Genomic DNA, 14,858 nt, shown 5'->3' with positions numbered 1-14,858 from the left:
CCTCATGGTAGTGATAGCGGGCCATCACCGCCTGTAAGCCGTCATCGGTACGCAGGATGTCAGTGAGCTGCCCGTGCGGGTTATACCGCAGGGACAGGACCGGCCCGTCACTGTGGATAACCTGCGTCAGTTGGTCGTGCGCGTTATAGAGAAACTGCAGCCGGTTGTCATAGACGTCCCGGTGTTCGGTCAGCAGCCAGCGTCGGGGCTCCTCAGCGGAACCCGGCGCGGGCAGGGCAAAATACTTGCGGACCGGGGAATCCCGGTGGCGGAGGATATAGCCCTGTTCGCTGCGGCTCAGGGTGAAATCCGGGTGGTCCGGGCTGGTGCTGTGCGTATACGCGGGCGGCAGGGCAAAGTAAAGCGATGCCCCGTCGGCGGTGCGGATTTCAACCCGGTCGCCGGTCGTGAGGGCGCATTCGGAGAAGCTGTCGGTCCAGCCGGGCCCCAGTAAGCCCTGTTCCCCGGGGGCCCAGCTGCGCAGAAACACCAGCGGCAGGGTCTGGCCGAGGGTGATATCGGTGCGCTGGTCGAAGAGCTGGCCGGTGGTGACGTCAATCGGGTCGCCGGTGAAGAATTTTTGGGTGCTTTCCCGGTAACGTTTCATCCCCCGGGTTTCTTTAAAGGCGGTTTTGGCGCAGGAAATCGTTTTACCCGAGGCGATTTTCCCGACATGCCGGGCGCCGGCTTTGGCCCCGTTCAGCACGGCCAGCCGGCCGGTTTGCGTGAACAGTTTACCGAGGCCCTTAATGGCTCCCCGGGAGGGCGGCGCCAGAAATTCAACCGCCATCAGCAGGGCCCGCTGCCAGGGGGCGAACTCTTCGGCGACGTCCAGGTAAGTCCCCTGGCCGGAACCGATGAACACGGTTTTAGCCCCGGCTTTGATGGTGGCGCCGCAGACCAGTTTGTCATCCACCCGGGCTGCCGGGGAGCCATTGATAAATACCGTTTCACTGCCCTGAGCAATCAGCGGCGGTGCCGGGTGTTTATTGCAGCCCGCAGTATCGGTGGTGGCCCGTGCCGCCGCCTGACCTTCAATAAAGACATCCGGGGAGCCGGTCAGCAGTGCGCCGCTGGGCGGGCCGATACTGTCCACCATGTTCGTGACCGCCGAACTGGCGGCACTGATGACCGTCCCCAGCGCCAGTGTACCCGCCGTGCCGAGCGCAATCACCGCGACGGTGGCTAATCCGCCGGTCCCCACAACGACGGCCGCCGCCACGGCAAATACTGCTGCACTTATCAGGGCGCCGGTAATGGCCCCGGCCAGCGCCCCGAGGAAACTGGCATGTTTAATCGGGTCGCCTTTGCGGGCCGCAGCCGGGCCGGAAGCGCCCGGTGGGGGGGCCGCCGGGGCGGTATGTAACGCGCCGACCCGGGCAATCCGGGTGACGATGTCATCACCAAGTGACATGTTGCACCTCCTGTCAAATCATCCGGCGGCCTGGAAGCTGTCGATAACCGCCAGCAGCGCCTCGCGCTGGCCATCCGCAAAGGGGGCGCTGGTCATTGCCGATGCTTTCGGTGTGGTTGTGCATGACCCGGCGACGACAAAGGTGTGGGGCGGTAATCCACCGGCCGTGAGGGTGAAGAGTAAGCCGCTGGCGCTTTGCATCTTTAGCCGGTCGGCAAGGTGTTTGGCGCCCGATGGCCTGGGTGGATTTTTCTGGAATGACATCACGTCCCCTTAATTTTTCATGAGGATATTCAACGCACAGACCTTCGGTCCGGCGCTTTCTTGCGTGTAGTCATTAATAATCAAGGGGTTAAAGAGACCCGCCTTGAGGAAGAACATTTAAGACAATGAGGCTGCTAGCAGTCTGTTGCTGTTAGTCTTGTATTGATAACCTGCATTGAACAGGTAACCTGGGCTGTTATGCCATCGGTGACCTAAGAGAGAGTAAAATATAACAAAAAATTTACGGTGTCTCGTTTGTTTGGTTGGCTAATTTCCGTTCAATCTTTAAAATGTGACATATGTCACAAAATATTTTCTAATAATTTACCTAAATAACCGGAGCTTTACATAGCATCATTTGAACCACACAACAGATGTCAAAATTCTTCTGGGGAGCTAACGCCCCCCAGAAAACAGCAACCCATAGTGATATTCTTTACTCCAGTTAGCCGTTTACCAGATTATTGTGCTCATTCATTAACACCATTCAGTCGGGCTGGGAATGCATTTCGGCGGATGAGGCGGCAATCCTGGCGTCATCAATGACTGATAGCTGATACCACTATTCAGTAACTGATAACGCAAACCACTTGGACAAGTGGTGGCATCATTCATCGCCTGAATGATATCGATCGTTACCCCAAAAGCGATATTGACCGGCTGTAATGTATTATCAGCCGCAGTACGGATAACACGTAATGGCGATCCACCGCAGATTTGTAGGTGATTATTGCCGATTTCACTTACCCGAATCACAGTAAAGTTACAGTACCCCCGATAACTCAAATCAGTATCCGGCGGTTGATTGGATATGACCCAATACTTATCATTTTGTTTATCAATGATTTTGGCGCCAGACAGCAAACTATAGCCATTATCAGTAAATACCTGACGCAATTCCTTTGAGATAACGCCACTATCTAATGAGCTCGCCAGCTTAAGAGCGGCACTGAATAAGGGAACGCCTGTCAACTTCTTGCCCGCTTCCTCAAATGATAAAGTCACCGCGCCATTAGTCAGGTTAGCGCCGGTCAATTTAGCTTCAGTAAAGATAGTGCCTTGAATTGAAGCAAAGGCCAGAGATGCCGGTTTAAGACCTTGGGTTGGCTCCAACATCGCCTTGCTAAAGTTAGTTCCCACCAGGTTGGCATAGGATAAATTCGCCCCATATAATCGCGCCTGAGTGAAATTCATGGTAGCTAAGTTTGCATTCGATAAGTTGACCTGTTCCAGATTGGCGTTGTCGGCTTTGGCATTACTGCCGTACCAATGAGCGCCAGACATATCAACCGCATAGAGATTAGCGCCAGTCAGGATAGCATTAGGCATAAACGTGTTGGCAAGAATCGCAGCGTCGCCGCCATTGTCTTGAATAACATCCAATTGCCCATTCTGCCGGTGGATAAATAACGGTTTACCATCATGTTCGACCAACCAGTCCTGACCTGGCTGACGAACCAGCACCTCCGCCTGGCCGTTAATCAGCACGTTACCCTGATACAACTGATTGCGTAATTGTTCAGGCAGTTGCTGATTATCCAGCGACTGAGCATCGGCGTCATCCAAACATGCCACTGTGGATAAGGCGCCAAATTGAGCGCCGGTCAGATTAACATTCTCCAGGCTAGCATTGGACAAATTAGCGCCTACCAAGGAGACATTACCCAAGATAGTGGCGCCGGCCAGATTAGCGCCTACCAAAACAGCGCCATTGAGTGATGCATTATCCAGATTCGCCTTCTTCATAGACGCCATCAGGAATATAACCTGATCCAACTTCTGTCCGCTCAGATTGACTCCATCCATCTGTGCCTGAGTAAAATCGGTTTTAGCGGTAATAGTGGCATCAACCAAATTCATCCCTGTCAGTACCGTAGCCAATAAGGTGCTGTCGCTGAGGTTTAGTTGGTTATAACCGGTGGTTAACGATAGACGGGCATTGGTCAGATTAGCGCCGCTGAAATTAACATTATTGATATTCGCCCCAGTAAAATCAGTACCGGCTAATGTGGCCTGACTAAAATTAGTCGCTTGCAAGGTCGTATTTTGCAAATTCACCAATGTCATGATTGCCTTGGTAAAGTTGCAGGAAGCCAAACTGGCGTCGCTTAGATCAACATTAACCAGATTCGCCTGAGATAAATCGGCATTTTCCATTATCACTGAAGATAACAACGCTCCAGAGAAATCCGCACCAGGCGCTTTTAGACGATTAAGTATAGGCTGACCGCCGCTGTTCTCACAGCCACGAAAAATGGCATTGGGTAGTTCAGCGTCAGGCATATTGGTATTACCACCCACGATACACTTTTCAAAAAGCGTATTCTTACCATGAATATTCGTTAGATCAGTTTTGCTTAAATCACAACCACTAAAATTGCAACCATCAGCTTTGACATTAGTTAAATCAGTGTCAAGCAATGTCGAACCACGCAGGTCAGCATTGGACAAATCGACGGCCATCATCACCATATCATTCAAATTTTCTCCGGCAAGATAAGCTAAGCGCAGATCTGAGCCCATCGCTCCCCAATCTTTTAGAAATTCCAAGTCTTTTGTCACGATAGTACGAATAAATTGGGCTGTCTGGGGCGGATTGTCACTGACCGCTTGCCAGACCAACCCAGATTGTTGCGCCACCAAATAGCTGTCGCCGCTGCTACTGATACGACACAGGCGAAATCCAGATCCCATCTTTTCCAACCGGATCTCGGCAACCGCACCATTGCGCGATTGATTAGCTTGAGGAGTATTACCGCTCGCGGCCAAGTATTGACCATTGCCCGCCTGTAACCAAAAGATAGTCATGCCATAAGCATTAATCATTTGGTTTATCGCCCCTGATTGCTTGGCTGAAAGACTGAGCGTACCATCCGCCTGAACAGTAATCAGTTGGCCGGAAGTCGCTGCAAATTGCCATTTACCGGCAAAAGATCTGGATTCACTCATGTCATTATCCTCTTGATTGAACTACAGAAACCTTTCCGGCCCTCCCGGCCTGACCACCACTGGCGCTAATACCGCCAATGCCATATCCCCCATCGGGTGCATGTGAACCATCACCATTTACACCACCGCGCCCAGCAATCCCCCCAGCGCCACCCGGCTGTCCGACGCCGCCATCCCCGCCATCAGAAGTGGCTGCTACCGGTTTCGGTAAGCTAGTCTGGACATATCTGACCCAAACATTACCGCCATCGCTGCCATAACCGCCATTGCCTCCATTTCCACCATCGCCGCCGTTACCGCCAGTACCACCCGGCATCCCTGACGATGATGAACTACCACGGCCGCCATTACCGCCATCACCACCATTGCCGCCATAACCCGCCGTACCGCCATTACCGCCATTACCGCCACTGCTGTTAATACGCACCACACTCTGTACGTCAAAACGATTACAACGCAGGGCAAACCACCAGCTAGAACCGGATTGACCATCCAGGCCATTCTGACCGGATTGACCATCGCCACCAGGGCCGCCGGCGGTGGGTGGCTTGCGGCGAGAACCATTCTGACCATCAACTCCCCGTTGACCATCTGCGCCATTGGCTCCATCGGCGCCATTCACGCCATTAGTACCCCAAATTTGAATATCTGCGTCCATAACTCCTCCTTGCCGTTATTGTTTTTTGCCGTTGACATAAACTGAGCCTACGGTACCTGCTTTTCCGGCCGTTCCTGTGCTCCCCGATGTGCCATTTTTACCTGAGTTACCACTGAAATAACCACTACCGCCGCCGCCGCCGACACCACCAGAACCACCATTGCCGCCATTACCGCCATTGCCGGCAATTGCCCTGGCCTTAAAGGATGCGCTCCCCCCTTCGTCGTAAGTAAAATAGATGTTACCGCCGTTACCCGCGTTACCACCATTACCGCTGGCGCCGCCATTGCCGCCATTACCGCCATTACCGCCGTTTCCAGCCCTACATTCGCTGGTAGAGCCACCGCCATTCCCGCCATTCCCGCCATTCCCACCATTGCCGCCACTACCGCCATTACCACCATTACCGCCTTGTGTCAGCATATTCACAAAGCCTGTAATGGTGCCGGTTTTAAAATTGACATCCTCTGCATCCCCTCCTTTCTCACCGTCACTTCCTCTGGCGCCATCAGTACCACCGCCACCCGCAGTACCCGACGTAGCCTGCGTTGCACAGGAGTTTTTATTATCTTTACCCGAGTTACCATTACTGCCGTCTTTTCCATTGGAGCCATTGTTTCCGTTCCCGCCATTGCCTCCGTTCCCGCCAATATTTTCAATGTTCGGGCCATCATTATCCGTACCTAAGGTACTAACGATGATCACTTCGTTCGCCTGAACCGTGCCATTGGTGAGATAAATCACTTTACCGCCAGGTTGAATCGTTATCTTATTAAAACTCAAGTTAACAGGTTCTCCGTGACTCCCTTTACTTCCAACAATCAATGGATTACTGGCAGTGACAACGATATCTTCACCACTGTATAACGCGACTTTCATCGGGAAACGTTTAGCGTTCAGAATATCTTCATAATCTTTGACCAAAGGAGAATAACCATAGATATAAGCGCGGAAAGCTTTACATATATCAGCATGATTACCGGTGACATTCGCCAACCGTTCAGCAGAATAGGGTTCAGGTAATGGATGGTGTGGTTCCATTCCGCCTGGTCCATACTCACTGTCAGGCACTCCCCCAAGCTCCTTCAGCTCTTGTATGGTTTGTACGATAAAAAACGCGGGCGGCACAGTGGCTATTTTCGGATCGTTAGAAAATATGACTGGCCCGTCAAAGTCTGAAGTGTTCAATTGCTTTGGCTGCCGCTCGGTACCGGTCAAATGATAATGCTCACGCAATTCAGCCAAAGTTTCGTTAACCGTTTTCATTTCATTCATGGGAATTCTCCTGAGTTTTGGTATAGGTTTGTACGTTTAGAATCACAGCGGCGTCACATATCAGTTGCCCACCTTGCTTAAGCGCCAAAGTGTCAACCACCACCACTATCGGTCTTGAAGTCGGATTGCTAATGTTCAGAACCCCGTCATCAGCAATTTCCAGTTCAGCAATCGCAAAAACATCAACGGTTGCCGGAAAGGATATCGGCGCTTCAACAGGAGGGATGCCAGAAAGGATCAACAGCTCTGCTGCTGACGACACTTCTGCCGTATAAGAAGGAGCCAGCGACTGTGGGTCGTCAGGCCGTAAAGAGCCTTGCGACGAAGATGCAACAACAACTTTCTCCGTTACATTGCTCTCTGGGATACCTAATAATTGCAAGACCTCTTTAAATCCTGAGCTATAGTTTTTTAATGGCATAGTTGTCTCCGAGAAACTGTAAACAGAAATAATCTGCTGATTATCGCCATCCACAGTGCAAATGACTGGGTAACGGGTATTAACATCAGTAATGATGAAATAACCATTTTCATTGATAGTTTCGATAGTTGCTTTGTTACTAAGAGGGTGTTTGTTGTCAGCAAAAACTGCGCGAATTTTACCCATATCGTGTTGCTGGAATATCGGTAATTGATCGATACTCAGATCGAATATTGGTGTAGTTGGCGTCCACTGGCTGATCTGTGGTTGGGTACGTTGATTTTCGCCCAAGAACTTGCCGTAATTCATCGCCACCAGAGTACGGAACGAATCTATCGCCAGATGCGCAGCAACAATATGCTGGCGTTTAGCTGGATCAGGCACTAATGTCGAATCAGGGACAGTTACCAGGAAAGTACCGTCAGGATTATAGATATCAAGGATATAATCCGTTGGATCCCGTCCTTCGTTACGATATGACAAGACATAAATATATCCCTTCGACTCAACCGCAACATCCAGATAAGTAATCCCGGCAGGCTTATTCAGCGGCATATAGGATAGATAATCCGCTACCGTAATCTGAGCAGGATCCGTTGCATTAAGGGTTAACAGCCAGGATCGGGCGCCGCTAAGATCATCAATTTGCCATTTGACGCCTTGACCGATAGCGATAACCCGCACATTACTCAAATCGTTATATACAGATACTGTTTGTCCCTTGGCTGTCAGCGTGTAAGTCGCGGGTTTTTGCGGATCATATACCGACCAGCTCTGCCCCTGCTGTATTACGTTAACAACGGTACTGCCGACTGGGTCAATGTTACCGTCCGCCGTCTGGTTATAACTCAGGTAGATCCCATCTTCAGCAAAGGCGGCAATAATTTGCTCGTCCAGTACTCCAGCATTCAGCGAACGTATAAAGTTCGGATCACTGTTACTGAACAGGAATGTCAACCCCTGCTCACGAAATGCTTGCTGTAATGCCGGGGAAAACTCCTGAGCATCCAGTGTTGCCCGATAATCAGCAGTAGCAAGTTGAAACAGTGTTGCACCCGCAAAACTCGGGAATGGGTTCCCTTTAGTATCAAACGCCTGAATACGGGTATTAATTGTCTCCAATAATAGTATGCGGCCATCTGGCGTTACGGTCAGGGCAATTGGCCCATGGGTTAGCCCTTGCCGAACCCCTTCTCCAGAGACAATCTGTGCCGCTGGAGCCTGATCATCCGGATAGCCCTGATCACCCAACGCGAGGATCTGCATCTTGCTATATTGCCAACTGACTGCAATGACATAACCGCTCGGATGAACCACCATCGCATCAAGATGTGGAATGGTGAAAGTTCCCCACGACAGCGGATTATCCGTCAAACCAAAATTATGGCTGCCATCACGCAAGTCCACCCGACGTAAGTGATATTCACCAAACCGTGAATCAATAATAAAGTTATAAGGCGTGATGGTTTTTTCGTCCGGTCCAGCGCCAAAGCTGTTATAACTGATCAGAGGTTGTACTTTGAAACCCACCTCAGATAATTTCAGACGCTCATTCAACGTGTCGTTGCTCAGAGTGGAAATGTTTTGCAACACATACATCTGGCCGCTATTTGGTGGACTTAATGGATCTTCTAGTGGGATATCCTGACCGGAAGCTTGATAGCAATAACCAACCTGATAATCTGAATCCAATATTGTCATATTGACCAGCTTACAGATGTTCTTGCCCACGTTGCTGCAATTGAGTGAAGACTGGGTTTCCAACGGCACGCTGCCTTCAATCCACTGGTATTCTTTTTTACCGCTATCGTAAGACAGCTGTTCCCAATATTCGTATTGAGTCACCTGAGTCAGCGGCACCAACATCTCTTTTATATTACCGCTGACGCGCATGATGCCTTCATTAGGGTCGTCTGGCTGGGCATTCAGCAGATCACTGGTGTAGCTCCCCGCTAACCAGCCAGTGGCTGAATAGACATTAGCCTTGATTTTGAGTGTTCCACCCCAGCCAACTGAATTGAAATTAAAAGATAGTGGTGTACTGGAACCCGTCGCGGGTAATGGAATAGTCTGGGTATAGTAGGTGCCGTTGGTATATTCAACGGTCACCTGGCACTGTACTGCCACCGGCGGCCAAATTGCGGTTTCCGGACGGCCCACTTCACCATGAGCAGGATCAGGATGCAGAGTAAAAGCAAGCGTCATCTGACGTTTGATATCCACTTCCAATGTGGCGGGCGAGGAAAGTAATTCACCCGTGGTTACAGCGATCTGTGCCACATCCAGCGCAATCGCAGCTAACCGGAACGCCCACCCAACCACCGGAACCGCCTGAGCGGCCGCACTGGCTGCCACCTGGGCTGTAACATAAATCGCTAACGCTTCCATCCCTTTTTTAGCCAGAATACCAATGGCAATACTGGCTAAACTGGTAAGCACCTTTTTAGTATTGAATAACGCTGAACCGACAGCGGCGCCGCCGCCAATTAATGGGAAAGCAATACCAGCCAGTATGGCAACGTTATCCTTATTAGAAATAAAATCTTTATACCACTGGCTGTTAGTTACCATGGCCCCAGCTAACATCATCAGGGCCGGAATACCGTATTGGAACATACCGGTCAAAATCACACCCGGCCAAACAATTGGGTTCTCCCAACGGGAGGTTCCCAAGCCGCCAAACAAGAATTTAGCCGCCTGAGCTTCAGCCGGCCAAGGCAAGCCAAATTTAGTGGGATCCGTGGGCATCGGAATTCCCATGATCGTATTGACATTAGCCAACACCCCAAGGGCTTTTTGTGATGGCGTTTCGAATAATGCCGCCAACTCTTTAGGGAAATAAAATGGCCAATCACCGTCAACCTTTGGATTATCGATCGGCTGTTCCATCTTCGTGTCTTTAAAGAATTGTATATAGACACCTAGCTGACGTAAGTAGTTGTTCTTAAAGTCAATGGAAAAATGGCTTTGGCTGCTATCGTAACGGATGCTGTTGGCATACACATCCATACCGTGATTAGGAGTACGGTTGGTGGCAGTCCAGATTTGGCTGGTGTCCCGCTGAAGAGACAATGCTGCTGCCTGATCTTTGAATTCGGCAACGTCCAGAGACGCACTTTGGCTGACACTCCAATTATGATTTTGCAGGCGGCCATCATCACGCGAAGTTCTCAACGCATTGGACGCAGGTGAACCTGATCCTCCCTCTGTTTCATCCGATAAATTATATTGCATCACCGGATCACCGGCGGGAAAAATCACCTGTCCATCTTGACCAACCCAATCAAACTCGTAGAACATTTCGCTGCCATCAGGAGCAACCAATTGCCCATAAGTGGCAAAACCCCCGGTTTCCGTCGCTGGCCCTTGACTCGATATCGATATAGCCAGTTCATAAACCCGGTTATATTGCTGCGGGTCTATTGCCTCCGGAGGGGCAATATGTGCATTCATGACAATTGATGCCGAATAGGCCTGGCTGTTAGCCAATTCCGGATGGGAAAACACAATAGAGCAGGCAACATCCCACGGCGTTTTCACTTCATTAGCTGCAACCAACAGATCACTGCAATGAATAGAATTTAGCGCCAAATGTTGACTATTAACACCAAAAGCACTGAGCTTACCCGGTAAAGCCATACCCACATTATTTACTGCGAGCTTTTCTATATTACGTTTAGCATAACGACGTAAATGAGCATTAGGGACATGGTAGGAAATATGGTAAAGAACCGGCAATGAGGAACGATAAGGTCCGGACTTATCACCAACCACTTTAATCAGAGTAACGTGATGAGGTAAAAAATAGTGTTCAGGGATCTCAGCAAAATGGCTAATATTGTGCGAACCGTAACGTAAAACCATATCGAGAGCTGAATTCTCGGCAGCTGACTTGGCTAAACTTGATTCATCATGTTCTTGCAACGGTATATTATGTTCACCAACCCAAAGGCTTAATTGACTGGATTGGGTACGTAAATGGCCTTGAGCTAGGTCAAAATGTAGAATTTGCGTTTTCATTTAGATTTTATCTCTCTTAATGATTATTTTTGTTATCACAATAAATACTCAACAACCGTATAAGTAATTCGGCAGAAAACTCTGAAAAAATAATTATCATGAGAATGGAAACATCCCCCTACAAACTTATTTTTCAAATGATAAACACCTAGAATTAAGTAGAAAAATATTTATCTACTTTACAGAAAGCAATTGCATGTGACATTTAAATTTCACAATTAATAATATTAATGTGATTTCCAGTTTTTTCCATTAACTAAGGTAGATATTTGTGTGACACATAGCTAATTTTTAATGTTAACCAATTAGAATTTTTAATTTCACAACTCTATTATTAACAAATAAAAACAAAAGAACAGCAATAAGACATAATGGTATTTACCAATAATTACAATAAGATAAAAACACAGATGTTGTTTAATAATGAAATTATAAACATGAATTAAATCAATATAGTAAAGTAATTATACAAAATTATAAAAACTGAATTTCAACGATAAAAACCCAACTCTTAAATAAATTAATCTCATAAATAAATTTTTAAATGACATACCAGAATATCATTCTATTAATAATCATAAACCACTCTGTTTACAATATTTTCTAATTGATCATTACCCGCCTGCAACCACAGGCGAGCAATATCCGTGACTCTTCTATAAAAGTATCTCGTGTTATTACTGCTTTTTACCGTTAATATAGACAGAGCCCACGGCACCGGTTGCTCCGACAATTCCATCTTTACCCGATACACCATTTGGACCCGTGCTCCCACTGGGAGAACCACTACCACCATAACCGCCAATCCCTCTAGAACCCGCATAACCTCTAGCGCCGCCAAAACCACCTACGGACTTAGCGCTAATGGTTGGAATACCGCTAGTATATTTAAAATAGATATTACCCCCATTCCCTCCTTTACCGCCATTTCCCCCATCTCCTCCATTTCCTCCACGCCCCCCGTTTCCTCCCCTTCCTGCACTACAATAATTGGTAGAATACCCCCCATTACCGCCACTTCCTCCTATTCCGCCATTACCCCCATTACCGCCATCACCACCATTACCTCCTATCGTCTCTAAGTTCACTAAGCCGGTAATGTGATTAACGTTAAGATTAATATCGTATGCATTGCTACCATTTTCACCATTGCTTCCGACACCGCCATCTATACCGTTAGAGCCGTTAGTACCTGCTGTAGCTCCCGTTGCACAGGAGTTTTTATTATCCTGCCCAGCGTTACCATTACTGCCACTCTTCCCATCATATCCATTATTCCCATTACCGCCATTACTCCCATTACCTCCCTGATTAATGATATTGCTCGGTTCGTCATTTGAATCTGAAATGCTAACCTTTGTTATTATATTCGTTTGAACAGTACCATTAGTGCGATAAATAATTTGTCCGCCAGGCTCAATAGTTATCTGCTCATAAACCAATACAACAGGCTCACCGTGACCATCTTGACTTTGAACGATCAATGGATTACTTGCAGCAACAGTAATACTATCACCACTGTATAGCGCCACTTTCATCGGAAAACGTTTAGTATTAATAATGTCTTCATAATCTTTGACCAAAGCAGAATTACCATAAATATAGGCACGAAAGGCTTTGCACAAATCAATATGATTACCCATGACATTTGCCAGCCGTTCAGCAGAAAACGGTTCAGGTAATGGATGATGGGGCTCCATTTTTCCAGGACCATAATCGCTGTCAGGCACCCCGCCTAACTTCTTCAGTTCTTGTATAGTCTGTACGGTAAAAAACGCAGGTGGAATAGTGGCTATTTTCGGATCATCGGAAAATATGACCGCTCCGTCAAAATCCGCAGTCTTCAATTGTTTTGGTTGCTGCTCTATCCCCATCAGATAATAATGTTCACGCAATTCAGCCAAAGTTTCAGCAACAATCTTTACTTTATTCATAAGAAATCTCCTGAGTATAAATGTGTAGTTTTAGAATCATCTTTCCGTTATATAACTCCCCACGATATTTTACTCTCACAAAATCCCTTTAAATCTAGAACATTAACCATTCAATGATATATTTATCTCCGTTTAGAGAAGAGAATTATAGACAAAGATAATTTATTTTCTATCGTTGTTCACAATGTGTATTTTCACTCTTACCTTATTTTATTGCATAATTACTTTATTAATTATTTCAATTTAAATTCTATAAAATTAAATATTTCCAGCACATAAAAACAAGGCGATCAATTATTTTAAATAATATTTTTAATTAAATTACAACCAAATGAAAATATAATCAACATAACGCGGTGCAGCCATTACCAACGGCTGCACATAAGATTATCAATACTCAAGCACTTGTTGTTTCTGCGGCGCTTTCAGTAAACGCCAGGCGATTAATACCACGACGCCGGTCAATACCGCTGCCATCCAGCTCATCATATGAATAGCGCTGGTGAAAGATTCCGCTGCCGCAGTCATCAGTTGTTGCCCTTCCACCTCGGCTAATGAGTTCGCTACAACGTAAGCGCCAGCCAGAGTTTCTAGTGCCAACCCAGTCTGTTCATGAGAGATCCCATCCGGCAATTGCAGAGTGACGCGATAGAAGGCGGTCACCAATCCACCGATAATTGTCGTGCCAAGTACAACACCCACTTCATAAGCAGTTTCGCTTATTGACGATGCTGCCCCAGCTTTAGATGACGGCACTGACGAAAGCACCAGATCATTAGACACCGACGCAATTGCACCTACACCAACATTCAATAATGCGAAAGCAACCACCAGCGTGGTTAAATCGCTGCCAAAACTGGCTACCAGAAGAAATGCAATACCTGCAAAAGCAAGCAGCATTGGCACTAGGTAATAAGCTGGCATCCGTTGAGCGACAGGCACTATCGCCATGCCAATAATAATCGCCATTATTTGTCCGGGAACCAGCGCTAAACTGGCCGAAATCGGCTTCATACCCAATACGATTTGCAAGACCTGAGTGGCAAAAAAGACAAAGCCAACCAGCAAGGCCAGACTCAATAAATTGACCATAATCGAACCGGTGAACATACCATTACGGAACAGTGAGAGATCCATTAACGGTACAGGAAGATGCCGCTGCCGGCGAACAAACAACACGCCAGCAACCAAACCAACAGACAATTCCAGTATGACACTTACTTCAAACCCGTCACTGGCAAGATGTTTAATCGCGTAAACAATACCAACCATGGCAATGATCGATAACACAACGCTATACCCATCAATAATACCCGTCTGTTTTTTATCGGACTCCGGCAATAACATCGGTCCGAAGATCAACAATGGCACCAATACCGGTACTGCCAATAGGAAAATGGAATTCCAGTCAAAGAATTGCAACAGAACACCACCAATGACAGGCCCCAACGCCGAACCGACAGTTAATGTTGTCGCCCAGATAGCAACAGCTAACCGACGCTGTTCACGATCCTCAAAAAGAGTGCTGATTAAAGCCAAAGTTGAAGGCATCAGCATCGCACCAAAAAACCCAAGTACGGCTCGTCCTCCAATTAATTGTCCAGGTGAAGTTGACAGCGCGGTTAACACCGAAATAACGGTGAATCCCAAAGATCCAAATAACAGCAATGAACGATGGCCAACACGATCACCAATACTCCCCATTGATACCAGCAAACCCGCCAACACCAGTGAATAAGCATCAATTACCCATAATTGCTGACTGGCGCTGGGTCCCAGCGCTTCAGCAATTTTCGGTAAAGCAAAGCTTAAGATCGTATTGTCCACCGTCACCAACAATACCGGCAACATCAATATCAGTAATCCCAGCCAATTTCTGAGTCCTGCCCGCCCGTTAGCCTCAGCAACTCTATTTAATGACAT

General features: G+C 47.6%; 8 protein-coding genes. All 8 read right to left on the bottom strand.

What is annotated here, in order from left to right; genetic code table 11:
• Positions 1-1,414: PAAR domain-containing protein (locus ABR397_RS07115; protein ID WP_350305105.1), on the bottom strand; the 1,414-nt coding region annotated here is incomplete at its 3' end.
• Positions 1,415-1,432: 18 nt separating this feature from the next.
• Positions 1,433-1,678: a hypothetical protein gene (locus ABR397_RS07110; RefSeq protein ID WP_350305104.1), complete on the bottom strand. Its 246-nt coding sequence runs from the start codon at positions 1,676-1,678 to the stop codon at positions 1,433-1,435.
• Positions 1,679-2,155: 477 nt separating this feature from the next.
• The gene (locus ABR397_RS07105) at positions 2,156-4,627 is read right to left on the bottom strand and encodes a pentapeptide repeat-containing protein (protein WP_350305103.1); all 2,472 of its coding nucleotides are present in this window, start codon (positions 4,625-4,627) and stop codon (positions 2,156-2,158) included.
• A 4-nt stretch (positions 4,628-4,631) separates the two neighbouring features.
• Positions 4,632-5,285, bottom strand: coding sequence for a hypothetical protein (locus ABR397_RS07100; RefSeq protein ID WP_350305102.1), 654 nt, complete (start codon positions 5,283-5,285; stop codon positions 4,632-4,634).
• Between the two features lie 15 nt (positions 5,286-5,300).
• Positions 5,301-6,560 (bottom strand): hypothetical protein, encoded by a 1,260-nt coding sequence (locus tag ABR397_RS07095; protein WP_350305101.1) that lies wholly within the window; start codon positions 6,558-6,560, stop codon positions 5,301-5,303.
• On the bottom strand, positions 6,553-11,001 hold the full coding sequence (locus ABR397_RS07090; protein WP_350305100.1) for a C-type lectin-like domain-containing protein: 4,449 nt from the start codon (positions 10,999-11,001) through the stop codon (positions 6,553-6,555). The genes ABR397_RS07095 and ABR397_RS07090 overlap by 8 nt, the downstream gene beginning before the upstream one ends.
• A 677-nt stretch (positions 11,002-11,678) precedes the next feature.
• The gene (locus ABR397_RS07085) at positions 11,679-12,935 is read right to left on the bottom strand and encodes a hypothetical protein (protein ID WP_350305099.1); all 1,257 of its coding nucleotides are present in this window, start codon (positions 12,933-12,935) and stop codon (positions 11,679-11,681) included.
• Positions 12,936-13,325: 390 nt separating this feature from the next.
• The gene (locus tag ABR397_RS07080; protein WP_350305098.1) at positions 13,326-14,858 is read right to left on the bottom strand and encodes an MFS transporter; all 1,533 of its coding nucleotides are present in this window, start codon (positions 14,856-14,858) and stop codon (positions 13,326-13,328) included.

This window comes from Photorhabdus viridis, from assembly GCF_040256935.1.
GTDB classification, from domain to species: Bacteria; Pseudomonadota; Gammaproteobacteria; order Enterobacterales; family Enterobacteriaceae; genus Photorhabdus; species Photorhabdus viridis.
Note: the sequence above shows the minus strand (reverse complement) of the source record. Positions and strands in the feature narration are given on the sequence as shown.

Bases quoted from the DNA above. Each gene is read 5' to 3' on its own strand.
- ABR397_RS07110 (WP_350305104.1), bottom strand. From the start codon at position 1,678: ATGTCATTCCAGAAAAATCCACCCAGGCCATCGGGCGCCAAACACCTT.
- ABR397_RS07105 (WP_350305103.1), bottom strand. From the start codon at position 4,627: ATGAGTGAATCCAGATCTTTTGCCGGTAAATGGCAATTTGCAGCGACT.
- ABR397_RS07100 (WP_350305102.1), bottom strand. From the start codon at position 5,285: ATGGACGCAGATATTCAAATTTGGGGTACTAATGGCGTGAATGGCGCC.
- ABR397_RS07095 (WP_350305101.1), bottom strand. From the start codon at position 6,560: ATGAATGAAATGAAAACGGTTAACGAAACTTTGGCTGAATTGCGTGAG.
- ABR397_RS07090 (WP_350305100.1), bottom strand. From the start codon at position 11,001: ATGAAAACGCAAATTCTACATTTTGACCTAGCTCAAGGCCATTTACGT.
- ABR397_RS07085 (WP_350305099.1), bottom strand. From the start codon at position 12,935: ATGAATAAAGTAAAGATTGTTGCTGAAACTTTGGCTGAATTGCGTGAA.
- ABR397_RS07080 (WP_350305098.1), bottom strand. From the start codon at position 14,858: ATGTCATTAAATAGAGTTGCTGAGGCTAACGGGCGGGCAGGACTCAGA.